The sequence below is a fragment of the Hydrocarboniphaga sp. genome (genome assembly GCF_028291725.1).
Lineage (GTDB): Bacteria > Pseudomonadota > Gammaproteobacteria > Nevskiales > Nevskiaceae > Hydrocarboniphaga.
Genome location: NZ_JAQGNT010000051.1, coordinates 79,808 through 106,801 on the forward strand (window position 1 = coordinate 79,808; position 26,994 = coordinate 106,801).

10 protein-coding genes are annotated in these 26,994 nt (G+C 66.3%); 7 read left to right on the plus strand and 3 right to left on the minus strand.

Features of this window, described 5'->3' with window-relative positions; genetic code table 11:
• Nucleotides 1–43: 43 nt before the first annotated feature.
• Entirely contained in the window at nt 44–2,650 is a 2,607-nt protein-coding gene (locus tag JWQ90_RS14540; RefSeq protein ID WP_299695584.1) for a fused MFS/spermidine synthase, read from the minus strand.
• Between the two features lie 133 nt (nt 2,651–2,783).
• Entirely contained in the window at nt 2,784–3,419 is a 636-nt protein-coding gene (locus tag JWQ90_RS14545; protein ID WP_299695474.1) for a putative 2OG-Fe(II) oxygenase, read from the minus strand.
• A gap of 205 nt (nt 3,420–3,624) precedes the next feature.
• On the opposite strand from JWQ90_RS14545, the gene JWQ90_RS14550 reads away from it, so the two are divergent.
• From JWQ90_RS14550 to JWQ90_RS14570, 5 genes are all read left to right on the plus strand, one after another.
• Complete coding sequence (locus JWQ90_RS14550) at nt 3,625–5,859, plus strand: hypothetical protein (protein WP_299695476.1); 2,235 nt, start codon at nt 3,625–3,627, stop codon at nt 5,857–5,859.
• A 105-nt stretch (nt 5,860–5,964) separates the two neighbouring features.
• Nucleotides 5,965–6,840, plus strand: a complete 876-nt coding sequence (locus tag JWQ90_RS14555) for a peptidylprolyl isomerase (protein ID WP_299695478.1) — start codon at nt 5,965–5,967, stop codon at nt 6,838–6,840.
• A complete protein-coding gene (locus JWQ90_RS14560; protein ID WP_299695480.1) occupies nt 6,837–7,787 on the plus strand; it encodes a HupE/UreJ family protein in 951 nt (316 codons plus the stop codon). Before JWQ90_RS14555 ends, JWQ90_RS14560 begins: the two co-directional genes overlap by 4 nt.
• A 49-nt stretch (nt 7,788–7,836) precedes the next feature.
• Nucleotides 7,837–9,054, plus strand: coding sequence for a hypothetical protein (locus JWQ90_RS14565; RefSeq protein WP_299695481.1), 1,218 nt, complete (start codon nt 7,837–7,839; stop codon nt 9,052–9,054).
• 41 nt (nt 9,055–9,095) lie between these two features.
• Nucleotides 9,096–9,566 (plus strand): hypothetical protein, encoded by a 471-nt coding sequence (locus JWQ90_RS14570; protein ID WP_299695483.1) that lies wholly within the window; start codon nt 9,096–9,098, stop codon nt 9,564–9,566.
• Nucleotides 9,567–9,694: 128 nt separating this feature from the next.
• Here the strand turns inward: JWQ90_RS14570 and JWQ90_RS14575 are convergent, their stop codons facing one another.
• Nucleotides 9,695–9,952 carry a hypothetical protein gene (locus JWQ90_RS14575; protein WP_299695485.1) on the minus strand — a complete coding sequence of 86 codons (258 nt, stop codon included), beginning with the start codon at nt 9,950–9,952 and terminating at the stop codon, nt 9,695–9,697.
• 389 nt (nt 9,953–10,341) lie between these two features.
• On the opposite strand from JWQ90_RS14575, the gene JWQ90_RS14580 reads away from it, so the two are divergent.
• Nucleotides 10,342–22,047 carry a filamentous haemagglutinin family protein gene (locus JWQ90_RS14580; protein WP_299695487.1) on the plus strand — a complete coding sequence of 3,902 codons (11,706 nt, stop codon included), beginning with the start codon at nt 10,342–10,344 and terminating at the stop codon, nt 22,045–22,047.
• 136 nt (nt 22,048–22,183) lie between these two features.
• Nucleotides 22,184–26,938, plus strand: a complete 4,755-nt coding sequence (locus tag JWQ90_RS14585) for a Calx-beta domain-containing protein (RefSeq protein WP_299695488.1) — start codon at nt 22,184–22,186, stop codon at nt 26,936–26,938.
• Nucleotides 26,939–26,994 lie beyond the last annotated feature (56 nt).

Genomic DNA, 26,994 nt, shown 5'->3' on the forward strand with positions numbered 1-26,994 from the left:
GGCTTGCGTTGCAAATGCGTAACCAAGTGCCGATACCGACGATTCAATCGCCGGCCGATGATGCCATCCGCTCCAGCAGCTGCGCCGCTTCCGGACGATCCGGCGCCACGGCTTTCAGCTGCATCAGCAGTGTGCGCGCCGAGGCTACGTCTACCGCGGCCAGCATCGCGGCCATCTGCAGCAGCGGGTCGTAGGCCGGGCGGAAGTCGGCGCTGGTGCGCAGCACGGCCAGCAGCGGGCCGCCGACCTGCTCGATCATCTGGCGCGGATCGGCGACCGGCGTCACCTTGCGGCCGGCCACAAGGTAGCGGTCCCGCGCAAGCCAGTACGCCGCGATTCGCGCGGCAAAGGCAGGGTCGGTGCTGCTGTCGAGCACGTCGCCGGGCGCTAGCGCAACGGCCTGCGAGAACGCCAGCAGACGATCCGCCGGCGAGGATGCGGCTACATAGGTGATGCGCGGCGCGCGATAGGCCACGACCGGATGATCGTCGGTATTCAGTGCGGCGTCGCCGGCGAATCGCGCCAGAGCCTGCGGGCCGGCGGTGAAGCTGCCGAGCACGGCGACTTCGTCCGGCAGCCCGAACTCGGCCGGCGCATGCAGCAGATTCGCGCCGGCAATGCGATCGCGAACCTCGGATGGTTTGAAGCGAGCAGCATCGCGGCGGCCGACCAGGCCGATCGCCGGGGTGATCAGACTGTTGGTCGCGAGCATCGCGCTGCCGTCCGGGTACACCGCCAGAAAGCTGCGCACGATGCTGCGCAGCGTATCGAGATCGAGCTGGTGCAGCGGCAGCCACTGGCAGAACAGGCCACCGGGCGCCAGGCGCTCGCGGACCGCGGCAAAGTGTTCGACGGTGTAGAGCGAGCCGGAGCCGCTGCGTGCCGGATGAAAATTGTCAGCGACGATCAGGTCATAGTGTTGCGGCGTCGTGCGCACGTAGCGCCTTGCATCGCCCGCCAGCAGGTGCAGCCGCGGATTCGCGCCAGCGCCGGCCAGCTGCTCGCGGAACAGCGCGGACGCGGCAATGACTTCGGGCAGCAGTTCGACGGCGTCGACGGCTAGCCCCGGATCCTGCGCCGCGGCGGCGGCAGTCACGCCGGTGCCGAGGCCGAGGAACAGCGCGCGTCGCGGCTGCGGGTGCAGCAGCAGCGGCAGCAGCGCCTGACGCGCGTCCGCGAACACCGTCGCGCTGCTGCCTTCCTGCTGACGGTTGTCGATGTGCAGCGTCGCGACGCCGTCGCCATCCTCGACCACGCTGACCGCGGCCATCACGCCTTCGGCGTAGCGGACGATACGTCCGTTCTCGGGCACATCGACGATCGCCAGGCTGGGGACTAGCCAGCTGGCACCGATCACCGCCGCTGCGCTTAGGTACTGCGCTGGCGCTTTCCACGCGGCGCGGGTCGACAGCAGCAAGTAGCCGGCGGCCAGTAGCGCGAGCGACGTGCGCGTGCCGATCGCCGGGATCAGCCAGACGCCGAACAGTAGCGGCGCCAGCGCCGCCCCGAGTGTATTGGCGCCGAGCACTCGGCCCAGCGGAATGCTCCGCGAAATAGCGAGCGTCGACAGATGGCTGAACAGCGCGCCCATCACGAAAGTCGCCGGCAGGAAGGCCGCCGCCGCCAGCGCCGCCTCGGCTAGCAGCGCTTGCGCCATGCCGGCGCCCAGCACCGACTGGACGGCGGCCTGCAGGCCTGGCGCGCGCGATAGCACCAGCATTCCCGACAGGCAGGTCAGCGCGAGTGCGCGCAGCAGTGCGTCGCTGCGGCGGTCGGCGCCGCCGGACGGCCAGCGTGCGTAAGCCGCTGCGCCCATCGCGGAACCCAGCAGGTACGCCGCCAGCAGCAGGGCGAAGGTGTACACCGTGTCCTGCGCGACCTGGGCCAGTACGCGCACCACCACCACCTCGAAGCCGATGCCGAGCAGGCCGGTCGCCGCCAGCAGCCAAAGCGAGGCGCTCGCGCGCGGCAGCGGTGCCCGGGTCGCATCGAGCTTCATAAGCGGATCGGCCGGACCGCGCATCAGCGCCAACGTCGCGACCGCGCACAACAGGTTCAAGGCCGCGCACAGGCCGGCCGTGCGCGACAGGCCCCATTGCGGCACCAGCACGAAAGCAGCGGCGAGCACGCCGACCACGGCGCCGAAAGTGTTGCCGGCATAGAGCGCGGCAACGGAGCTGCCCTGGCGGTGCAGCCTCGCCACCAGGCGCTGCATAGCCGGCAGCGTCGCGCCCATCGGCGCGGTCGCCGGCAGTAACAGCATGAACGTGCCGCAAAACGCGAGGGCCCAATGCCGCAGCGGCGAAGGCTGTGGCCCGATCAGGTCTAGCAGGGCGGCCGTGACCGGAGCGAGCAGCACCGACAGGGCCAGGCTCCATACACCGATCGCTATCTCGCAGCCCGCATACCAGCGCGCCGCATTCGCGCTGCGGGAAATGCGCTCGCCCAGCAGCAGGGCGCCGACGCCAAGTCCGGCGAAGAAGGCAGCGACGACGGCGAGCACCGCCGCGGCCTCGTGTCCCAGCCACAGAGCCGCCTGCTGCGTCCACACGATCTGGTAGCCCAGCGAGGCGAAGCCGGAGGCGAACATCAGGATCAGCGCCAGCTTCTGGCTACGCATGCTCGTGAGTGAGTTCTGCGCCGGCATCATCGCGGTCAAGGACCGCTCCTACAGTCGCGTATCACCGCGCCGCAAGATGCCTGTGGGAGCGGTCCTCGGCCGCGATTGAGGCACACGCAACTGCGCAGAGATTCCTTTGCGCCGATCCTGTTGTCATCCATGTTCAACCGCTGAAGACAATCTGGTAGCCCCAGGAATCCAGCCGCGTCGGTATCGCGTTGAACGACAGCGTGATGCGGCGGGCGCCGGGGTTCGGCGGCACCGCGTGCAGCAGGTAACTGGGGAACAGCACGATGTCACCGGGCTGCGGTGGCGGGCTGATCCATTTGTCCGCGTTGTAGCGGCCGGTGGTGACGCCGGCGTGATCGTTGCGGAACGCGAAATCGGTACCGCCGGGCGACTTCATGAACACGGTGCGCGCATCGGCATGCGTAGGCGTCAGATAGACCACGCCGGAGATGAAACTGTTGGCGTGGTTGTGCATCGCCTGCCGGCCGCCGGTGTCGAGCACGTTCACCCACATTTCCTTCAGCGACCAGCCCAGCTGCTCGCCGAACAACACCGCGCCAAAGTCGGCGAGCAACGGCGAAATCACGCCGGCCGCCTGCACGAACAGCGGGCTGTCGCCGGGCTTGAGCATCGCGGTGTGCGACAGGTTCTCCGAGGAGTTGTTGGCGAGCGTGGCGTTAGCACCAAAGTGTGCCGCCAGGTCCCTGACCAGCACCTCCGGCAGCGCCCGTGGGATGCGCATGAACGGGACCGGGAACAGTCCGATGACTTCCGGCACGGGGGTCGACATGGGCTTGCGGGCATCGCAGGAATTAACCGCGATTCTGCGCATGCACAGATGACGGCTTGATGGCAGCCGGCGACGCGCGCGATTTCACGATTCCGTAACCGGTCCGTCACTTACCGCGTTTAGGGTGGCCGCCATTCGATGTGTGGGGGCGCAAAGTCTTCACACTTTTCTGTAGTTCGTCTTACACAATAAGGGAGCCTTATCCATGAGCCGTAGATTCGACAAAACCCCGCTTGCCATCGCCGTTGCCGGCGCCTTCGGTGCCGCCGCGTTTGCGTTGGCCCCGACCGTCGCCAGTGCCGCCAAGCCTGTCGCGACCTACGTCGCCGGCGACTTTCACAACCACACGACCTGCTCCGACGGCACCATCTCGATGCAGAAGCTGATCAAGAAGGCGACCGACAAGACCCAGACGCCGTGGGGTCTCGACTGGTTCGTGCAGTCCGGCCACGGCGGCAACGGCAACCGCAACTGCACGCTGGCCGAGGACGCGACCCTGGCTACGCCGGCCTACCCGCTGGCCTACGCGGCTGACGGCATCACCCAGCTGGGCCCGAACACCACCTGGCAGAACAGCAATCCTTCCGTCACCCCGAAGGGTTTGGTCTCCGGTTCCGCGCCGAGCCAGAACATGTGGCGCTGGCAGTCGGTGCAGGAAATCCAGTACCCGCTGGTTGAATACTTCGCTGCTTACCTCGACAAGCCGCTGTTCATCGGCGTTGAAAGCGTGGCCCCGGGTCACGAGCACGTCTCCATGTCCGTGGTCGATGGCCAGACTCCGAACTCGATCTACACTCATCCGTTGCCGACGACGGCCGGCTACCTGCCCAAGGGCAACGCCAACGCGCTCGCCCAGTGGGAATACTGCTTTGACCGCAATGACACCGACACCAGCCGCGGCAACACCGCTGTTGGCAGCGGCATCGGCAACAACTGGGATTGCTCGGTTCCGGGCAGCGCCAATGCCAGTGATCCGAGCTGGAACGCCACCGCGCAGAAGCTGATCCCCGCCAGCGGCACCGGCACCGGCACCAAGGGCGACGCCAAGTCGAACGAATCGATGAAGTGGCTCGCGCAGTACCACGGTGACGACAGCTACTACATCCCGGCGCATCTCGAGCGCGCCGGGCCGTTCAACCCGGACGGCAACAACGGCTACAACATCGAGAATCTGCGCAACTACAACAACATCGCCCCCGACATCGCGTTCGGTTTCGAGACGCAGCCGGGCCACGGTGCATCCGATGCGCGCGGCGAATACACGGTCAACCGCAACAACATCGCCGGCGTCAACGTCGACTCCGTGGGCGGCACGACCTATGGCGGCACCGGTGTCTACGGTGCGCAGATCGGCGGCGTCTGGGATGCGCTGCTCGGCGAAGGCCGCAACTTCTTCTTCTTCGCCAGTTCCGACTGGCACAACCGCGGCATCTTCGGGCCGGACGATCGTCGCTCCAGCCAGGACTTCTTTCCGGGCGAATATCAGCGCACCTATGTGCTGGTCCAACCCAACGAAAAGGACGGCCGCCTGAAGCCGCAGAGCGTCGTCGATGGCCTGCGCACGGGCAATGCGTTCGCCGCCGGCGGCCAGCTGATCGACCGGCTGTCGTTCATCGCCTGCTACGGCCTCGACAACAAGAAGGTCAAGAAGCTCGCCGAAAACGCCGCAATGAGCAACATCGCGGTCGCCAACAGCGCTTGCGCGAACATGGGCCAGCACCTGCAGGTCCCGGCCGGTAGCGATGTGATCGTGGCGATCGTGGCGCGCGATCCGGACGGTGCCAACTTCTCGCCGTACACGTTCAACAACCCGTCGCTGCAGCAGGTGGGTATCCAGCAGCCGATCAATAAGCCGGTGCTCGATCACATCGACCTCATCGACGGCCTGGTCACGGGTCTGCGTTCGCCAAGCGGCTCGGACTATGCGGGTGCGTGGCCGGCGGACTGGATCACCAATCCGAACATGGACAACGTGCCGGCGGCTGCCAAGAACACCACGGCAGCGCTGGTCAAGACCTTCCCCATCGCCGCGGCGAAGACCATCGACGGCGACGCCGAGTTCAAGGTGGTCACGTACAAGATCAGCGCTCCGACGGCTACGCAGTACATTCGTCTGCGCGGCAGCAACATGCCGGCTTCGGTGCCGTTTGAGACCGACGCCAGCGGCAACCCGTTGCCGGATCTGCACACCAACAACGGAGCAATCAATCCGACGGTTCCGGGTGGTACGGACGGCCAGCCGGCTGGCGCCAACCTGAAGATCCCCTGCACGGCGGTCGGCACCACCGAGTACGACGGCTGCCCCTCGCATTTGGGTACGCTCAACGGCCAGAAGATGGTGAGCTACGACGTCGCTGCCTGGTCGGACCTGTGGTTCTACAGCAACCCGATCTTCATCGAGATCGCCGCGGCACCGGCGAAAGTCGTCGCGCAGAAGTGAGCTGAGCTACAACCGCGTCAAGTTTTGCAAGTAGGACGGCGCCGCGCGATCAGATCGCGCGGCGCCTTTTCTCGTTTTTGCTTGATCAAAATGCACACCAACCCAATGAACACTTCCCTGCAAGCCACCGCTTCCGATCGCCCCAAGACCGTGCCGTCGAGCACGCCCCGATTTCCCGCGTGGATGCGCGAGCCCCTGCTTCATTTCGTGCTGCTCGGCGGCGTGCTGTTCGCCGCCGACCATGTCATCTCCAGCCGCGCCGGCGATCCGCACGTGATCGTCATCGACGAAAAAGTCGATGCCGAGGCACGCGACGTGTTCGAGAAGGCGCGCGGACGCGCGCCCAACGAGGACGAGCTGTACGCGCTGCGCAAAGTGTGGCTGGACAACGAGGTGCTGTATCGCGAAGGCCTCAAGATGCAGGTGGATCGCGGCGATCCCGCGATACGCGATCGTGTGATTTTCAAGGCGCTAAGCAACATTGACGCCAGCGTCAAGATGCCGCCGATCACCGACAAAATGCTGAAAGACTGGCTGGAAAGCCATCGCGACAAATACGACGAGCCGGCACGCTACGACTTCAACGAAGCCGTGCTCAGCGGCGAACGCTCCGAGTCCACTGTGCGGGCCTTCACCGAGGCGCTCAACCGCGGGCAGCCGGGTGATTCGCAGGCGGGCCTGCGCGTGTTCACCGGCCGGCCGCTGTCGAATGTCGAACAGAGCTACGGCGCCGACTTCGCCAAAGCGCTGGCCGGCACCGCAGCCGGGCACTGGCACGCGCTATCGGCCAAGGACGGCTGGCACGTCGTCCAGCTGACCGTGATCACACCGGCGAAGGCCGCGGACTTCGACAGTCTGCGCGGCGTGCTGTCGGCGGATCTGACCGACGCCACGCTCGCGGAGCAGCGCAGCGCCGCGGTGCGTGCACTGGCGAAGGAGTACACCATCAAGGTCGAAAAGACCGAGCCGGCGAAGCCATGAGCCGCGCATTGCGACTGATGCTGCTGGCGCTGGTCGGCCTGTTCGCGCAGGCCGCTGCGGCGCACGAGATCTCGATGGCCGAGATGTCGGTACGTGAAACCGCACCGGGCGAATTCATGTGGCAGTGGGGCCCCGGCGAAAAGCGCGCTCCGGAGGATGAACTGACCGCGGTGTGGCCCCAGACCTGCCAGGTGGGAGACGGCGTGCTTCACTGCGGCAAGGACGGACTCAAGGGTACGCTGCGGGTAGCAGGCGTCGGCAAGACGTTCTCCGCCGCGATGATCAAAGTCAGCTGGATCGACGGCCAGTCGCGCGTCTACACCTTCACCACTGGCCAGACCGAAGCGCATCTGTACGGCTCCGCCGACGACCGGCGCGGCATGGGTGAGATCGCCAGCGCCTACACGGTGCTGGGCGTCGAGCACATCCTCACCGGCTTCGACCATCTGGCTTTCGTGCTGTCGCTGCTGTTTCTGGTGGGTTTCAGGCGCCAGCTGCTGCTGACGATCACCGCCTTCACACTCGCGCACAGCCTGACCTTGGTGCTGAGCTCGCTGGGCTGGCTCACCCTGCGCTCACCGCCGGTGGAAGCCTCGATCGCCCTGTCGATCATGCTGGTCGCCGGCGAGGCCTTGCATGGCGAGCGGACGCTGACGCGCCGCTGGCCGGCGCTGGTGGCCTTCCTGTTCGGACTGGTACATGGCCTGGGCTTCGCCGGCGCGCTGAAGGAGATCGGCCTGCCGCAGCAGCATCTCGCCGTCGCGCTGCTGACTTTCAACGTCGGCGTGGAGATCGGCCAGCTGCTGGTGATCGGCGTGGCGTTCGCGCTGTACCGCTCGTTCGCCCGCTTTCCGCAGACCGCGCTGGCGCGAACGCCGGCGCTCTATGCGATCGGCGGCGTCGCCGCGTTCTGGTCGATCGGGCGGATCGTCGCGATTTTGTCTTAGTTTGTCTCCTTCCCCCGCAGGCGGAGGAAGTAATAAAAATGGAGAGCCGATGAAAAAGCGTACAGATATCGCAAGGCTGTTTGCCGCCGCCACACTGATAGCGGCCGCGAGCGCTGCCGCTGGCGAGCCGACCGCCGATTATCAGTTCAACGACAGCCTGAGCAGTTCCGCGAACAAGAAAAAGGCACCGCCCCTGGTGCTGCTCGCCTCGGGCAACACCTATGTGACGACAACCGTCGACGGCGTTGAGCGTCAGGTGCTGCAGTTTCCGTTACATGCCGGCCTGCAGTTGCAGCCGACGACCAAGCTGGTCGGCAACGGCGACTACACAATCGCCGTGCTGGCCGGGATCGACGACATCAGCGGGCGACGGCGCCTGGTGGATTTCAAGAGCGGCACGTCGGACAGCGGGCTCTACGAAGTCAGCGGGACCTTGTCCTTTCCTCCCGCTGCGAACGGCTCCAGCCCCGCGGCCGCGACGCCGGGCGAATTCCACCAGTACGTCCTTACGCGCAATTCGTCCACCGGCCGGCTCGCCGGCTATCTCGACGGGCTGCCGACTTTTGCGGTGACCGATTCCGGCAACCTGGGCGTCATCGGCCCGGAGAATGCGCTGCGTTTCTTTTTCGACAACACCACCGACGGAACCACTGGCGAGGACGCGTCGGGACAGGTCGCGCGCATTCGCCTGTTCCCTGCGGAGATGAATTCCGAAGCCGTCGCGCAGCTGGACTGGATTCCGAACGGCCCGCAGCACGCCTCGACCGTGAACTACACCTACGTGCCCGCGAACACGCCGTTGGTCTTCGGCGACACCGTGGAGTGGCGCTTCTACGACATCGCGGGACACACGGTGACCGACGAGTCCGGAAGCGGAGCCTTCGACTCGGGCTACGAGACCAAGGGCGGTGTCTTCACGCAGCTGTTCGATGCCGCAGGCACCTACGATTACGGCTGCTCGTTCCATTCGTCGATGCATGGAACGGTCGCCGTCGCTATGACGGGCAAGCCGGCCGAGGGCAGTATCTCGACGAGCTTCACGCTGAAATGGGCACTCGCGAAGGCCGCCTCCGGATTCGTCTACGATGTCGAAATCCAGCGCCCTAGCGATGCTTCGTTTGTCGCGTTCCGCTCCGGCACGAGCAAAAACAAAGTGAGCTTCGTTCCGGATGCCGGCCCCGGCACCTACCAGTTCCGGGCGCGTCGGCGTTCACTGACATCCGGAGCGATTGCTTATTCCCCGGCGCTGGTCATCCAGGTTTCATGACGATAGCCCGCGGGCCGTTGAAGCGACGTATTGAAACATCGGTGTCCCAGACTCCGCGTTTCAAGCCACCACTATTCCGTCCGATGAATCGTTTCGCACTGGCTGTACTCGCGCTCGTCTGCATGCCGATGGTCGAGGCCGCTGAACCGGGTCCCGGCCCGACCTCGAATCCGAAAACGAAGCACCTTAGCTGCGATGCGCCGGCGATGCCCGGCGACAGTCGCGAGATCAAATGCGCGGTGGTCGGCACCGGAGCGCCCGGGCAATACCGCTTCGTCGTCAGCTTCCTGGGCGGGCACGACGATACCAGCGCGTCCTTCAAGGCGTTCGAGGACGGGCAGCCGCTGGTGTGCGACAAGAACAGCAAGCTCAGCCTCTTCGGCGAAGACGGCGAGGTGAGCCTGTTCTGCATGTTCTCGCTGAAGCACGACGCTGGAACCGCACACGTCATCTCGTTCTCGGTGCTTTGGAGCCACGCGCAATACGATCGCTTCGAGGTCACGCAGGAATAAGGATCCGGAGCGTGCGGCTTCGGCCTGGTCCACTGGCCTGGCCGTCACTACCACTGTAGGAGCGGGTCGTACCCGCGACTGAGGCTTTGAAGAGCACAGTCGCGGGTACGACCCGCTCCCACAGTGGGCTAGTGGTAAGCGCGCCCGACGTTGAATGTGCCAGCGACGTCGGCGGCCGCATGGCGCGCTGCTTCGATGCCGGCATCGCTTGCGGTTTGCGAGTCGAGGCTCAGCTGCCAGTTAACGCCATCGTCGCCGGGCGGGATCTCCTGGATCGGCAGCGGCAGTATGACGTAGGGGCTATTGGCGCCGTAGGCGATGGCAAGGCGGGCGCGGATCGCGCGCTGGATGGTTTCGGCTGAAACGGCTTCGCGCGCAAAGTACATGACGACACTCCTGGAAAGCGGGGAACCGAAAGCTTTTTCGCCGGCGACAACATGACCTGCCACTCTGCAGCACCGGTAAAGGCTAAATGCAGAATGTGACAATTGTATGACACAGCCCGCCGCGAACCCCTTTGGCAATGATTCCGACATGAACCCGCAACATTGCTCAAGCATCCTGCCCGCTGAAACTCGACAGGCAGTCTCTCCGCACCCGGCAACTGCGGGCGGACGGGGCTCGCCAGTGGAACGCAGCGGCCACTCGACGCTGCACAGGGGGCCGGCAACGGGCTCTCGTTCTTCGGCCTGTGCCGGAGGCGGGAGTGGGGGATGTCGGCGTGTCGCGAAGCGGCGGCGCCCGGCGCGCGGCTTTTATCTGAGAGCAGGGCAGATTGGTCAAGCAACCGCGACGCACGCAGGCTACGACGACGCCACGGCCGGACCCGGCGCGCCTGTCGCCGCGCGGCCTGCTGTGCCGCTACGCGCGCATCAGCGGCATGGGGCTCACGGTCGTCGCCGGCGCGGCGGCCAGCCCGATGGTTTTCGCGGCGCCGCCGCCGTTCGGCAGTAGCGCCTGGGTTGCCCAGCAGCGGGCAGCGGCGGCGATCGGCGTACCCGCAACCGGTGGCAGCACCACCACACCGTCGGTCAACTCGCCGATTGCTGTTACCACGCCGCAGCAGGCGCTGCAGAACAGCAGTCGCTCGATGGCCAATCTGTCGCGTGCCGCTGCGGCGATCACCGCGGCGCAGTCGGCGCAGCTCGCCGCGCGCCAGCTCAGCATCGCGCAGCCGAACCCGCAGGGCGTGGCCGATGGGCTCACCGCTGCCGGCGGTGGCGGCCTCGTGGTCGATCCGAATGCGGCGCGCGATCTCGCCGATCCGGCCGGCTGCGCGACTTACAGCTGCACCTGGCTCAACGCTCAGCTGCCGACCGATGCGGTCGATGCCAATGCCCATCACACCGTCACCGTCGAGCAGACCGCCCAGAAGGCGATCCTGAACTGGCAGCAGTTCAACGTCGGCCGCAACACCACGCTGCATTTCGACCAGAGCGCCGGCACCCAGGCCGACGGCAGCAACAACTGGATCGCGCTGAACCGCATCAGCGGCAGCGCGTCGCCGAGCCAGATTCTCGGCGAGATCCAGGCCGAAGGCTCGGTCTATCTGATCAATCCCAGCGGATTTATTTTCGGCGGATCGAGCACGGTCAACGTGCATTCGCTGCTGGCGACCACGCTGAATCCGACTTTGGGCGGAAACCTCGGCGCCGACACGTTCGGTAGCAACTACACTTATCTGACCAAAGGCGTGTTTTTCGGCGACGTGTTGCTGCTGCAGCCGGTCGAGCCGCTGGAGTACACCGACACGCCGGCCGGGCCGGCAACCACTGGCAAGACGGTGCCGATCTCGATGGGCGACATTGAGATCCAGGCCGGCGCAAGCCTGAAGACCGGCGCCAACGGCTACATGCTGATCGCGGCGCCGACTGTCAGCAATGCCGGCCAGATCGTCGCAGACGACGGCCAGGTGGTGCTCGCCGCCGGCAGCGGCATGACGATCAACGCCGCATCGACTACGAGCTTGAAATTCACGGTCGCCGCGGGAACGCGGGGGCTCGACGCCAACACGCCGCTGCCGCCGGGCGAGTTGATAAACACTGGCCTGATCCAGGTGCGCCGCGGCACGGTCGAGCTCGACGGCAGCGATGTCACGCTCGGCAGCACCGCGGTCGAGGGCACCGGGCTGACGCAGTACAGCACGATCGTCGCGACCACCAGTCTGACGCGACCCGGTGGCATCACCATCAAGGCCGACAACTACGGGGCGCAAGGCTCGGTGTCCGGTTACACCGGCGTCGTCGACATGCAGGCCGGCAGCGTGCTGGCGCTGCTGCCGGACTACGATGGTGAGACGACAACCTCATCCGCCGCCGCCGATGCGGCGTTCAAGCGCGGCTCGATCGCGGTCAGCGGCGGATCGATCCGGATGATGGGCGACAGCCTGGTCGAAGCGCCCGGCCAGAACGTGAGTCTGAATGCGACTCTGGATGCGATCGCGGCGGGCACTCTGCCGCCGGCGACCGGCATCGGAGGCGCCATTTCCGGCCGCATCTATCTCGACAACGGCGCGGTGATCGACGTCTCCGGCCTCGCCAACATCGAGCTGGCGATGTCGGCGAACCTGGTGGTCGTGCCGCGTCTGGGCCAGAACGAACTTGCGGATTCGCCGCTGCAGCGCGACGGCTTTCTGTTCGGCTCGGCGGTCACGGTCGACGCGCGCGAGCACGGCACGCGCGACGACGGCAGCATTTGGTACGGCACGCCGGTCGCCAACGTCAACGGCTATGTCGAGCTGGTGCCGCGCGGTATCGCCGAACTGCTGCAGGACGGCGGCGCGATCGCGCTGTCGGGGCAGGAGCTGATCGCGCAGAGCGGATCGCAGCTGAATCTCGACGGCGGCTACATTCATTATCTCGGCGGCTCGATCCAGACTACGCGCCTGCTGGCCGCCAACGGTGCGATGATCGATATCGCCGCTGCCGATGCCGACCAGATCTACAGCGGCTTCGCCGGGCAGACCGACGTCGATCATGCCCGCGCGAATCTGACCGAGATCTTCCACAACGGCCTGCTGTCCGGCAGCAGCTATGAGTCGGACTACATCGAAGGTGGCAACGCCGGCACTCTGAGCCTCTCGCTGAGCGGCTACTACGCCAGCGACTACACGCCCGTGGGCTATACCCAGGTCCTCAACGGCAGCCTTTCGGCACGGGCCTACGCGGGCCGGCATCAGGTCGCCGACGGCGAGATTCCATCAGGCGGCAGTTTTCAGATAGGCAAGATCGGCGGCGGCAGCGACGCCGGCGGCGCATCGATCAGTGGTGCTGCGCTGAGCTATCTGATCGTTGATCAGGCGACGCAGCTGGGTTCGATCGCGAGCCCGTTCGAATACGACACTGTAATGCCCTCGGCGGACAGCAGCGTTGCCGATCCCTGGAATCATCCGGAACTCGCGGTCTACTGGAGCGAAGTTTCCGGCGAGCAGCTCGCCGGTGGCGGCTTCTCGTCGGTGTCGCTGGTCACCAGCGGCGTGATTCGCGTCGAGGAATCCGGACTCAGCGTTCAGCCCGGTGGCTCGATCAGCTTGACCGGTTCGGTGGTCACGCTGGCCGGCGATCTTATCGCGCGCTCCGGGCAGATCAACATCACCGCGATCGGCCAGACCGCGAACAGTTCCATGTTGTCGCAGTTCACCGGCGCGTCGATCTTCGTGCCGGCCGGCGACGCGAGCGGCGCTGCACTGCGAGGCAATATCGAGGTGCTGCGCGGCGTCACCCTGAGCACGCGAGGCTTTTGGGTCAACGACACCGACCTCGACGCCGACGCGATCAACGGCGGTGCGTTTATCGATGGTGGCGGCATCAGCCTGGTGACGGCAGCAGCGGCGGGTGCGCAGCTGCTCAGCGGTGACCGCAATGCCTTGACCAGTGTATTCGGCCCCACGCTGGATCTGACCGGCTCGGTACTACTCGACGCCGGCAGCACGCTGGATGTCTCCAGCGGCGGTCGCGTGCTGCAGAACGGACGCCTGGCCAGCAGCAACGGCGTCGCGCTCGGCCGCGGCGGCGACATCGAACTGGCGGTTTATGCGCAGCCGCAGGTCGGTACCTACACGCAGCCGAGCTTGTTCACCGACATCGAAACCGGCATCGCGCATGCGCCTTTGCAGGGGCAGTTGCAGATTGACGGTACTTTGCTCGCGAGCGGTTTCTCCGGCGGCGGCGAATTGCGTCTGCAGGCGCTCGGTTTCCGCATCGGCGACGGCGCATCGACGAGTGCGCCGGACGGCACGCTGCAGCTATCGGCGGATTTTTTCACCGGCCAGGGCTTCGCGTCCTACGAACTGGTGGCGTTGTACAACGCCACGATCACCGACGGTAGCCTGGTCCAGCCCACGCAATACGTGTTCGATTCCAACAACGCCGCGAATTTTTCGCGGCTGTTGCAGGCCGCGACCGGTAGTGACGTGTATGCGCTGACCACGCTGGGCCCATACGTGGCCAGCGATGGTTTGAGCGATGCCCACGGCCAGTACCTGGGCTTGGCGCCGACCTCGCTGGCGCTGTATTCGGGCGGCTATCTGAGCTGGACCAATAACAGCAACAGCGAGTTCGCGAACTACTCGGCGCTGTGCGACATCGGCGAGGAGTGCATCACCGGCACCACATCTTTGGGCGAAGGTGCGCGTATCGAGGCCGAGACCGGCGCCAATATCACGCTCGGCTCGCTGAACCAGGTGACCGTGCTCGGCGGCATCGTCGCGCATGCCGGCTCGATCACCCTGACCGGCGACGCCAGTTCGGATGGTTACGCGCAGGTTCCGGGCGTGTTCGGCGGCGCCACCGCCTACGCGTCGGCGAGCAAATCGGTATGGCTGGGATCGTCCAGCGTGCTTGACGTGTCTGGCCTGTCACTGGTCGACCGGCTCGCAGCGCCGCAGCTGGTCAACGGCCGCTATCAGCTGCCGCACACCGGCCTGGTACTCGACGGCGGCAGTGTTGTGCTGAGCAACGACACCGGCTATGTGCTGGCACAGGCGGGTTCGCGCATCGACGTGTCCGGCGCCAGCGACGTGTTCGATTTGCGCACCGCCGGCGGCTCGACCGCGGTGCTGCCGCAGGCGGTGTGGAGCGACGCCGGCAGCATCGTGCTCGGCGCCGGCGCCGGCCTGTATTTCGACGGCACGCTGTCGGCGCAGGCCGGCTTCGCCGCCGACGGCAGCGGTCATGGCCGCGGTGGTGTGCTGACCATCGCACCGGAGACTACCGAAGGCGCGGTGCTGGTCGGCGACGACGGTTCGACCCGTACCTTTACCGGCGCGCAGCGGCTGGTGATCAGCCAGCACGGCGTCGCGATGCCGATCGGCGGATTGACGCCGGGCAGCGTCGTTGAAGCATCCGCCACGCCCAGCGGCGATATTCATATCGCCGCCGATCTGCTGAATGGCTCGGGCATTGACGATCTTTATCTCGGTGAAGATCCACTGAAGGCCAATGGCGTCGCCGCGCTGCCGATCGTATTCGCGCAAGATGCGGTCAGCGGCGACGGCAACATCCATTTGCAGGCCGGCCGGGCTATCATCGCCAATGCGGCGGTGATCGGTGCCGACACGGCAGCCGACGGTCTGCAAGTGCTGATGTCCGCGCCCTACGTCGCGCTGCACGGTTATGTCGCCGGCGGCGCCTATCAGCAGCCCGAAACGCCGGCCGCTCGCGAAAACATGCGGCTGACCGTTGCGGCCGACGCGATCGACCTTGGCGGCGTATTCGCGATCGACGGTTTCATCGACACGCATTTCATCAGCCAGGCCGACATACGCTTCTCGACGCCCGCGGCCTACACCAGCGGCAACAACACCGGCGCGCTGCTGTCCGGCGGCGATCTGCATTTCGACGCCGCGCGCATCTATCCGGCGACCGGCAATCGCTACATCATCGCCGCGGTCAGCGGCGACCGCGACACCACGATCAGCTTCGGTCTGCCCGAAGGCGTCGCCGCGAATACCGCTACACCTCTGTCGGCCGGCGGCTCACTGCTGGTCGATGCGACGAACATTATCCAGTCCGGCGTGCTGCGCGCACCGCAGGGCCAGATCGTGCTCGGGGTCTCCGATCCGGACGACTCGACGGCGCAGGCGACGTTCTCCAGTTCCAAGTTCAATGTCGCGCTGACGACGACCGCTACCGTCGAACTGGCTGCGGGCAGCCTCACCTCGGTGTCGCTGGACGGCGCGATCCTGCCTTATGGGTCCACCGTCGACGGCACCGATCTGCTGTACGACCTGGCGAAAGGCAGCAGCGCCTATCTGAGCGCGCCGCCGTCGAAATTCGTCGGCTTGTCGGCACTCGACGTCGCGCTCGATCAAGGCGCGGTGGTCGATCTGTCCGGCGGCGGCGATCTGCAGGCGCTCGAGTTCGTCGCCGGCACCGGCGGCTCCAAGGACGTGCTGGCGCAGAGCGGCGTCTACGCGATCCTGCCCGGCGACGTGTCCAAACTCGCCGCCTACGATCCGGAACTCGCGGCTGATCCGCTGATCGGCCAGGCGGTGCATCTGTCCGGCATTCCGGGCCTGCCGGAAGGCGACTACACCCTGCTGCCGGCGCGTTACGCGACCCTGCCCGGCGCCTATCGCGTGGTGCAGGACAGCGGCGCGATCGATACGCTGGCTTCGCAGAACGTCCAGCTCGCCGACGGTACGCAATACGTCGCCGGTTATCTGGTCGACAGCTTCAGCGGCGCGCGCGACGCGCGCAGCACCGCGTTCTACGTGCAGTCCACCGACGCCAGCGTCTGGCAGCAGTATTCCGAGTACACGCTGACCAGCGCCGATACTTTCTTTGCCGCGCAGGCCGCGCGTGCGGCGACGGTAGTGCCGCAGTTGCCGCGTGATGCCGGTCGTCTGGTGATTGCGCCGACTGAAATCCTGTCGGCACTCGATGCCACGCTGGAGTCCGGCGCGGCAACCGGCGGCGCCAGTGCGCAGGTCGATATTGCGTCGGCACAGATCCAGATCATCAGCGCCGGCGAGACCGCGGCCGAAGGCTACGTCGGCATCGCTGCAGCCGATCTGAGCGCGCTGAACGCCGGCAGCCTGCTGATCGGCGGCACGCGCACGCGCGATGCCAACGGCGACTTCATTACGCCGATCGCCAGCAGCGTGGTCGTCAGCAACGGCAGCGAAACCCTGTTTGCGCCGGAAATCCTGCTGGTCGCGCAGGGTGTCGCCGGCAGCGATTCGGTGGTCGTCGGCGACGGCAGTCTCATCGAGGCGCGCGGCACCGCGGCTAGCGCCACGCCGATCACGATCGGCCGCGTCGCCAGCGACAACCAGAGCGCGGTCAGCGGCGATGGCGCGCTACTGAGGATTTCCAATGGCGGCGAAGTCGCCGTCACTCGCGTCAACACCGGCGACACCGGCAACGGCGTACTGGTGATCGGCGCGAATGCCGGACTCACGGCAAGCGGCGACAGCGGCTCGATCACGCTGGATTCCAGCGGCAGTACACGTCTGGACCCGAGCGCTGGCCTGTCGGCGAATTCGATCGCCGCGAACAGCAGCCAGATCAGCTTCCTCGGCGATGGCGCGGCGGCGGATGCTGACGCGAGCGGTATCGTCATCAGCGAGCAGACGCTGGCGCAACTCTCCGCTGCCGAGCACCTCAGCCTCAACAGCCGCGGAGCCACTACATTCGTCGGCGACGTGACGCTGAATTTCGCCGGCGAGCTGACGCTGGGCGCCGCCGTGTTCAACAGCGATGGCGGCGACGTCGCGATCACCGCTCAGACATTGACGCTGGGCAATCTGCTGACTGCATCCGCAGGCACAGCAAGCAGTGGCAACGGCTCTCTGCAGCTGAATGCCGACGAGCTCGTGTTCGCCGGCAGCAACAGCGCGTTCTCCGGTTACTCGCAGATTGGCGCGGTCGCCGGCAAGGGCGTGCTGACGCAGGCGATCGGCACGATCGACTTCGGCTCGGCCCAGCTCAGCATCGATGCGCCGGTCGTCATCGCCGATGCGGGCTCCAGCACAGTGCTGCTCAGCCGCGGCGATATGACGCTGACCGGCACGAGCAGCAGCGATGCACTGAAGCTGACGCCGCTGGGCGGCAGCCTGAGCCTGGTCGCGTCCTCGCTCAGTATCGGCACCACGATCCAGGCGCTGGCCGGCAACATCGGCCTGCAGGCGAGCGCAGGCGATGTCGCGCTCGGCGCCGCTGCGCTGTTGTCGGTGCACGGCGTCACCCAGACTTATTTCGACGTCGACCAATACGCATCGGCCGGCCGCATCGATCTCGAGTCGGTGCATGGCGACGTCGTCGCCGCCGCGGGTTCGCGTCTGGATTTTGCCGCGGAAGATGCAGGCGGTGATGCCGGCATGCTGAAGATCGTCGCGACCGAAGGCGAGTTGGCACTGGCTGGCGTGATCAGTGGCGGTGCGGCGCAGGGGCAAGGCGGTTCGCTGAGCGTCGATGTCGGCGGCGGTCTCGGCGCACTCGACACCCTCGCCGCGACGCTGGCGACGGCCGGTGTCGATAACAGCATCAGCGTCAGAACACGCAGTGGCGATCTGTCTCTGGCCTCGACATTGAAGGGTGACGCCGTTGCACTGACGGCCGACGGCGGCCGCGTGACGATAGCGAACAGTGGCGCAATCGATGCGTCCGGCGCAGCCGGCGGCGCGATCACTTTGTACGGCCAGGACGGCGTCGATCTGCAGGGCCGGCTCGATGCGCATGCGACGAGCAGCGGCCAGCGCGGCGGCAGTGTCACGATCGGCACCACCGGCACCGCATCCGGCGGGTACGACGCGCAATACGGTTATCAGCTGATCGATGCGGCGCAGTCCGGCCGCATCGAGATGGCTGCGAGCGCGGTGATCGATGTCAGCGGTGCCGACGCGGCCGATTCGCTGGCCGGTGGCACCGTGCATCTGCGCGCGCCGCTGCTGTCGGACGGCGGCGTCAATGTCGTGATCGATCCGGCCGCGCAGGCGAACATCATCGGCGCGCGCGACGTCACGCTCGAGGCCTACGCCACCTGGAGCACCACTGATGCCACAAGCGGCAGCCAGCACTTCGACGGCATCGTCGATCCCGCCGGCTTGTACGACGCCAACGGCCTGCTGCTGGCGTCCGGCAGCAACGCTGCGCACATCGGCTTCTACGCCGACACGCTGCTGAACTACGTGCAGAGCCCACAGTTCGCGTTCGAAGACGCATTTGCGGGCATCGCCAACTTCCATGCGCGGCCCGGCATTGATCTGATCAATCCGGACGCCGCGATCAACGGTGGCGACATCCGCGTGCTCAGCAACTGGAACCTCGGTGCCGGCACGCGCCTGGCCGACGGTTCGCTGGATCTGCTGTATCGCTATCAGGGCAACGCGCCGGTGCTGAGCCTGCGCGCCACTGGCGACGCGCTGTTCATGGCCAGCCTGTCGGACGGCTTCTTCCAGTACAACAATCCGTTCGCGGATGCCGACGGTGTCATCGCGCCGCTCGCGAGCGATGCCAACGGCATCTCGCCGCTGTCCTCGGCCGGGCTGCCCTTGCCGCTGCTCGCAATGAGCCTTGCCTCCACCGTCGATGACAGCGGCAAGGTCATCCGCGGCTACGATTCCAGCTCGTATCGAATCGTCGCCGGTGCCGACTTTGCCGGCAGCGATCCGATGGCGCTGTCGGCCGCGGCACTAGAAGCCGGGCAGGGCGACGTGGTGGTCGACGGACACGTATCCGCGACCATTTTCAGCACGCTGGATTCGTCGCAGTCGCGCAGCATGGTCGCGCCGACGATGATCCGCAGCGGCGTCGGCGCGATCGACATCGCCGCAGCCGACGACATCACACTGCGCGACCCCGTCGCACCCGGTGTGATCTACACCGCGGGCACCGCGGCGGCCGGCACCCCGCTCGGTCTGACGGCCAGCGTGCTGTATACCGACGGCTCGCATCCCTGGCTGGTCGACACCGGCGAAAGCCATCCGGTGGCCGCCGGCGATCTGAACCTTTCGGCCGGCGGCGACATCCTCGGCTACCGCGGCGTCGTCGATACCGACGGCAGCCGCACCGGCGTCGCCGGCGTCGTCATCGATCAGTACTGGTGGCCGTGGATGCAGGGCCTGTGCAGCACGCTGGTCAGCGGCAACGACGCGGCGTGCGCGACCGATACCAGCGCCCAGGATTATGGGCTGATCAATTTCGCGAACTTCGATCAGGGCGTGCTCAGCGCCGGCGGTAGCGTCAGCATCAGCGCGGGTGGCAGCATCACCGACTTCTCGGTGTCGCTGCCGACGACCTATGTGCTGGATGCGAACGCGGCGAGCGGCTACACGGTGCTCGGCGGCGGATCGCTGAGCGTGCAGGCCGGCGCTGACATCCTCGGCGGCGATTATTTCGTGTCGCAGGGCCAGGGCCTGATTACAGCAGGTGGGCGCATCGCCGCCAGCGGCAATGGCCCGATCGACACGGCGACCGGCAGCTTGTCCACCGTGGTGGCGATGCAGAACGCTCAGGTATTGGTGCGTGCGCGTCTGGGTGTGGAGATCGGCGACCTGATCAACCCCTCGTACATGAGTGCTTCGTTCGATTGGCAGCCTTACGGCATTGGCTCCTCGCTGCGGGTGGAATCGCTGGCCGGCGATCTGCTGCTGGCGCGTCCGTCGGCCAACTATGGATATGGCCTTGCCGGAGCACTACTGCAAGCGACCTCGGTGTGGCCGGCGACCGTCGAAGCGACTGCGTTCAATGGCGCCCTCGACATCGATCTTGGCGGTACCGGCGTCGGTGTCGGCCTGTCGGCGTCGCCAACCGGCCAGCTCGGCCTGCTCGCAACCGGCTCGGTCAGCATCAGCGGCGCGCCGAATGCCGTGTTCGGCCTGTTCGACGTCGATCCTTCGCGAATGGCCTCGCCCGGCGGCGGTACACAGCTGCTGAGTCTGAGTACCGGCACGGGTGCCTTGCTCAATCACGAGGCGAGCGCTTTGCACGCAGCTGATACCCAGCCGGTCATCATCTACAGCCTCGACGGCGACATCGTCGATACCCTGGTCACCGTCAACAATACGATCCTGGCGCCGAACAAGCCGGCGCAACTCCGCGCCGGCCGCGATATCGTCAACCTGAACTTCGTCGGCCAGAATCTTTACGACTCCGACATCACGCTGATCGAAGCCGGCCGCGATCTGTACTTCCAGCGCGTACCCAGCTTCAGCGCGCATATCGAGATCGGCGGGCCCGGCACGCTGCTGCTGTCGGCGGGCCGCGATATCGGGCCGCTTCCGGCCGACAACGTCCAGGCCGCGGGCGCCCTGACCGGCTTCCGCAGCGTCGGCAATCTCTACAACCCGTATCAGCAGCGCGCCAGCGGCGCCGACCTGTTGATCGAGTTCGGCGTCGCGCCCGGCATCGCGGTGCAGGAATTCGCGGCGGCCTATATCGCGCCGGACCGCAGTGTTAGCGATGTGCCGAGTTATACCGATCAACTGATCGCATTCGTACAGCAAATCCAGGCCGACGCCGCGGTGGCCAGCGGCAGCACGGCACCGCCGGCACCCACCGCGGGGCAGGCCTGGGCGGTGTTCCAGCAACTGCCGACCGAGCAGCAGAAGCGCCTAGCTTACGCGGTGTTCTACGACATCCTCGACACCGTCGGCCTGGAATACAACGATTCCACGAGTCCGAACTACCGCCAATACGCACGCGGCTATGCGGCGGTCGCCTCGCTGTTCCCGTCGGATCTGGGCTACACCGAAAACGACCTGAGTGGCGGCGGCAACGGCGCGACGCAGACCGTCAGCACCGGCCGCTTCGACATGCGCGGCGCCACCGTGCAGACCCAGCAGGGCGGCGACATTTCGCTGATTGGCCCCGGCGGCGGCGTGCTCGTCGGCAGCACGTCGGCACCGGCGGCGGCCGTGCCCAGCCGTCAGGGGCTGCTGGCGCTGCAGACCGGATCGATCCGCGTGTTCACCGATCAGAGCACCTTGCTCGCACAGAGCCGCATCTTCACCGAGCAGGGCGGCGACGTGCTGATCTGGAGTTCCAACGGCGACATCAACGCCGGCAAGGGCGCCAAGACCAGCAGCGAGCTGCCATCCACGACCTATCTCTGCGACAACGACCGCTTCTGCCTGGTCGACGCCGCAGGCCAGGTCAGCGGCGCCGGCATCGCCACGCTGCAGACGGTTCCGGATGGCCCCGCCGGCAGCGCCAACCTGATCGCGCCGCGCGGCACGGTCGACGCCGGCGACGCCGGCATCCGCGTGTCCGGCAATTTGAATATCGCCGCACTGCAGGTGGCCAACGCCGACAACATCCAGGTCAGCGGCAACTCGGTCGGCGTGCCGAGCAGTGTCGTCAATACCGCGGCGCTGGGCGCCGCGAGCTCTGCGGCGGCTGCCGCCAACGACGCCGCGCAGGATCTGGCGCGCAGCCGCGCGCCGGACGACGCGGCGACGATGATCACCGTCGACGTGCTCGGCTTCGGCTCGGTCGACGAAGACGAGAAACGCAAGCTGCGCTCGCCCGGCGCGCAATGAAAAGGACAATCGGCAAGTCCCTACGTATCAGCGCCGCACCCGTAGGGCGGGTCAAGACCCGCCGTTTTTCTGCCCGGGCGAGCCAAAACGGCGGGTCGCGACCCGCCCTACGTATCAACTCACTGTGAAAAACCTCATGTCGCATTTGCTGTCGCCCCATCGTCTCCGCCGCATTTCGCGCCAGCTGCTGCCGCTGCTGTGCCTGCTGGCTGCGCCGCTATCGATGGCAACGTCGATCCCGGCACAGCCGGACGCACGGCAGATCGACCACCAGTACGCACAGCTGCCGCTGGCTTTCGAGGTCAATCATGGCCAGTTCGATGCGCCGGTGCGCTACCTGGCCCAGGGGCAGGGCTACACGATATTTTTGACGGCCGGGGAAACGGTCCTGAGCCTGCAGAACCGCAAAGGCGGGACTGCAGAGCGTGCCGCGATCCGTACCACGCTGGTCGGTGCGAATCCGAGCCCGGTACTGGCCACCGAAGATCTGCAGCCCGGCCGCAGCAACTACTTTCGTGGCAACGACCCCGCCCGCTGGGTGCGCAACGTCGAGCACTTTGGCCGCGTGCGCTATCAGGGCGTCTATCCCGGCGTCGACCTGGTCTACTACGGTAATCAGGGCCAGCTTGAATACGACTTCGTGGTGGCGCCCAACGCGGACCCGCGCAGGATTCGCATGCATTACGCCGGCGTCCAGGGCGGCCGCCTGGGGCCAGGCGGTGACTTGAGCCTGCGGCTTGCCGATGGCGAACTCGTGCTGAAAAAGCCGGAGTTGTATCAGCAGGTCGACGGGCGCCGCGTTGCGGTGCCGGGGCGCTATACCTTCAAGCGGCGCGGCAAGGGTGTCGACGTTGCCTTCGAACTCGGGCGGTACGATCGCGCCCGCAGCCTGGTGATTGATCCGGTGCTGGTCTACAGCACTTACCTGGGTGGCAGTGGCTTGGACGCAGCAACCGGTATCGCGGTGGGCTCCACCGGGCAGGCCTATGTGACCGGCTACACCGCATCGACCAATTTCCCGACCCAGTTGCCACTGCAAGGCGGGATTAATGGGACGGGCACGGGCACGGCCTATGATGTTTTCGTATCGAAGTTTTCGGCGGACGGCCAGACCCTGATCTACAGCACCTACCTGGGTGGAACAGCTGCCGATCAGGCGAACGGTATCGCAGTGAATGCGGCCGGCGATGCCTACGTGACTGGGAAGACTTACTCGTTCGACTTTCCGCTGAAGTCAGCACTTTTTGCCACGCATGCTGGTGATCCGGATCCGGAGGGACTAGCCAACAACGACGTCTTCGTCAGCCGGCTCAGCGCCGACGGACAGAACCTGCTGTACAGCACTTTTCTCGGTGGCAGCAGTGATGACGTTGGTTACGCGATCACGACGGACTCCAGCGGCCAGATCTACGTTGCCGGCCAGACGTCTTCCGTCATAAGCCCCGATCCCGAAGACCCGTCGGACCCGACCACGCTGTTCCCGACGCAATCGGCCCGGCAGCCGCTTCCCGGATCCACCGGCTCACCGGACGCCTTCGTCGCGGTGCTTGCGGCCGATGGAAAGTCGCTGGTTTTCAGCACCTTCCTCGGCGGTTCGACCAGCGACACCGCGAACTCGATTGCGGTGGATGCGTCGCAGCGGGTGTTCGTTACCGGCAGCACCCAATCGCCGGACTTCCCGGTGCAATCGGCGGCGCAGGCGAGCATCGGCGGCGGCACCAGCGATGCTTTCGTCACGGCATACGTGGCCGGTGGTCAGAGCTACGTCTATAGCTCGTATCTGGGTGGCAGCGGTACCGATATCGCTTATGGGATTGCCGTCGGAGCCGATGGCCGCGCCTACGTCACCGGCAGCACAGCGTCGGCAAACTTTCCGACCACCCCGTCCGCGCTCGACCCGAGCTATGGCGGAACGAGCGCGGCTGATGCCTTCGTTACCATTTTCGCCTCTGACGGCAGCGGTCCGACTTACAGCTCTTACCTGGGCGGCAGTACCAATGTCACCGATGTCGGCCGTGCCATTGCGCTGGATGGCGCGGGCAATATCTACGTCACCGGCTTTACTAACTCCTCAACCGATTTTCCACTTCAGGACGCGGTTCAGTCGACCTACGCCGGCGGAACTGACGCTTTCATCACCGAATTCGCGCCCAACGCTGCCAGCATCGTTTTCAGCAGCTTCCTCGGCGGTAAAACTACCGATCAAGGATTTGGCATCGCCGTGGATGCGGCGGGCGCCCAGATTTACGTCGCAGGCGTTACCAATTCGACGAATTTCCCCACCACGCCATCGCCGCTGCAGGGCACAATCGTCGGCGGCTACGATGCCTTCGTCGCCCGTATCGGCTCGCCAACGGTCATCTCGGCGGGCCAGCTGAGCCTGGGCAGTAGCAGCTACAGCGTCATCGAGAACGGTGGTCAGCTGTCGATCTCGGTCAGCCGCAGCGGCGGCAGCAGCGGCGCGGCTTCGGTCGACTACGCCAGCACGAATGGAACGGCGACCGCCGGCAGCGACTACGTCGCGCAGAGCGGCACGCTGGACTGGGCCGACGGCGATGCCACCGATAAGATCATCTCGCTGGAGATCAGTGACGACAGCCAGCTGGAGCCCGACGAGACTTTTGGCCTGAGTTTGAGCGGCGTCAGCGGCGCCACGCTGGGCAGCCCCGCGGCCGCCACGATCACGATCACCAACGACGACGCGGCGCGGCCAGGCACGCTGCAGTTCGACGCATCGACCTATTTCGTCGACGAGGCGGGCGGCAGCCTGCTGGTCAGCGTCACGCGTGCCGACGGCAGCGATGGCGCGGCATCGGTCAGCTACGCGACCAGTGGCGGCACCGCGACGGCCGGCACCGATTATCAGGCTGTGAGCGGAACGCTGGACTGGGCCGATGGCGACGCATCACCGAAGACGTTCTCGGTGCCCATCGACAACGACACCGCGGTCGAAGCCAACGAGACGTTCAATCTCGCGCTCAGTGCCGTGAGCGGCGCCACGCTGGGTGATCCGGCGCTGGCGACGGCGACGATCGCCGACGACGAATCCTTGCAGCCCGGCACGCTGCAGTTGGGCGCAGCGAGCTATTCCGTCGGCGAAAGTGCCGGCAATCTGAGCGTCACCGTCACTCGCCAGATCGGCAGCGATGGCGCGGTGTCGGTGCAGTACACCACCGGCGGCGGCACGGCCACAGCGGGCAGCGATTACACCGCCGCCAGCGGCAAGCTGAGTTGGGCCGACGGCGACACCGCGGCAAAGACCATCACGATCACGATCGACGGCGACGCGCTGTTCGAGGGGGCCGAGACTTTCGGGCTTACGCTGGGGGCGGTAACCGGCGGCGCCGTGCTCGGCAGCCCCAGCGCGGCGACCGCGACCATCGTCGACGACGATGTCGCTCTCAACGGCAGTATCCAGCTCAGTGCGTCGACCTATCAGGTCACCGAGGATGGCGGCGCCTTGCAGATCACCGTCAACCGCGTCGACGGCAGCGATGGTGCCGTGTCGGTCAAGTACGCGACCAGCTCCGGCACCGCTACCAGCAACAGCGATTTCACCGCGACCAGCGGCACGCTGAACTGGGCCGCCGGCGATGCCGCGGCGAAGACGGTCAGTGTTCCGATCCTGCAGGACAGCGTTTACGAAGGCCGCGAAACTTTCGGCTTCACGCTGAGTTCGGCTAGCGGCGGTGCCGCGCTGGGCAGCCCGGCCACGGCTACAGTGACCCTGGTCGATGACGAAGTGCAGCGTGGGACGCTGCAACTGAGCGATTCGCAATTCACGGTCGCGGAAGCGGGCGGCTCCGTCACCCTCAGCGTGCTGCGCGAGAACGGCAGCGACGGCGCCGTGTCGATCGGCTATTCGACCGCCGACGCCACCGCGTCCAGCCCCGCCGACTACACGGGCCAGAGCGGCACGCTGAGTTGGAGCGACGGCGATGCCGCGCCGAAGAGCATCGTCGTGCCGATCGTCGACGACACCGACTACGAAGGCGCCGAGACGTTCGCGGTCAAACTGGCTTCGCCATCCGGTGGCGCCGCTCTGGGCACGCCCGACACCGCAACCGTCACGATTCAGGACAACGAGATCCGTCCCGGTAGCCTGCAGCTCGATGCGCCGACGTATCGTGTGGTTGAGAACACCGGCGTGGTCAAGATCACCGTGATGCGCGTCGGCGGTACCGACAACGCGGTCAGCGTGCGCTACTCCACCAACCAGGGCACCGCGGTTAGCGGCAACGACTACAACGCGATCAGCGGCACGCTGAACTGGGACGCCGGCGACGCGACCCCGCGGACCTTGACCGTGCAGATCCTCGACGACAGTAGTTTCGAGGGCGACGAGACTCTCAGCATCGCCTTGAGCGAGCCCACCGGCGGCGCAACACTGGGCGGCCCGGCCACGGCGACGATCACGATTGCCGACAACGAGGTCGCCTTCGCCGGCGGCATCCGCATGGGCGCATCGGCCTACGAGGTGGACGAGGCCTCCGGCAGCGTTGCGCTGGCGGTGGTGCGCGGTGGCAGCAGTACCGGCACGGTGTCGGTCGCCTACAGCACGGTCAATGGCCAGGCGGTCTCGGGCTCGGACTACATCGCCAACAGCGGCCGCCTGACCTGGGCCGACGGCGACCTGGAGCCGAAGACCATCGCGGTGCAGATCCTGAGCGATTCCAGCGTCGAGGGCAGCGAGAACTTCAGCGTCGTGCTGAGCAATCCCACCGGTGGTGTGGCGCTCGATACGCCGAGCAGCGCGTCGGTTTCCATCACCGATGCAAGCTCCGGTGAGGGCTCCGGATCGTCCGGCAAAAATGGCGGTGGCGCGCTCGACCCGCGCTGGCTCGCCGTGTTGCTGATGGCAGGGCTATGGCGCAAACACCGCCGCGCCTGACCCGCGCGGACCGAAAAACGGCGGGTCGCGACCCGCCCTACGAACGCCGTTATGTC

Bases quoted from the DNA above. Each gene is read 5' to 3' on its own strand.
- JWQ90_RS14545 (WP_299695474.1), bottom strand. From the start codon at position 3,419: ATGTCGACCCCCGTGCCGGAAGTCATCGGACTGTTCCCGGTCCCGTTC.
- JWQ90_RS14575 (WP_299695485.1), bottom strand. From the start codon at position 9,952: ATGTACTTTGCGCGCGAAGCCGTTTCAGCCGAAACCATCCAGCGCGCG.
- JWQ90_RS14560 (WP_299695480.1), top strand. From the start codon at position 6,837: ATGAGCCGCGCATTGCGACTGATGCTGCTGGCGCTGGTCGGCCTGTTC.
- JWQ90_RS14555 (WP_299695478.1), top strand. From the start codon at position 5,965: ATGAACACTTCCCTGCAAGCCACCGCTTCCGATCGCCCCAAGACCGTG.
- JWQ90_RS14550 (WP_299695476.1), top strand. From the start codon at position 3,625: ATGAGCCGTAGATTCGACAAAACCCCGCTTGCCATCGCCGTTGCCGGC.
- JWQ90_RS14585 (WP_299695488.1), top strand. From the start codon at position 22,184: ATGTCGCATTTGCTGTCGCCCCATCGTCTCCGCCGCATTTCGCGCCAG.
- JWQ90_RS14565 (WP_299695481.1), top strand. From the start codon at position 7,837: ATGAAAAAGCGTACAGATATCGCAAGGCTGTTTGCCGCCGCCACACTG.
- JWQ90_RS14540 (WP_299695584.1), bottom strand. From the start codon at position 2,650: ATGATGCCGGCGCAGAACTCACTCACGAGCATGCGTAGCCAGAAGCTG.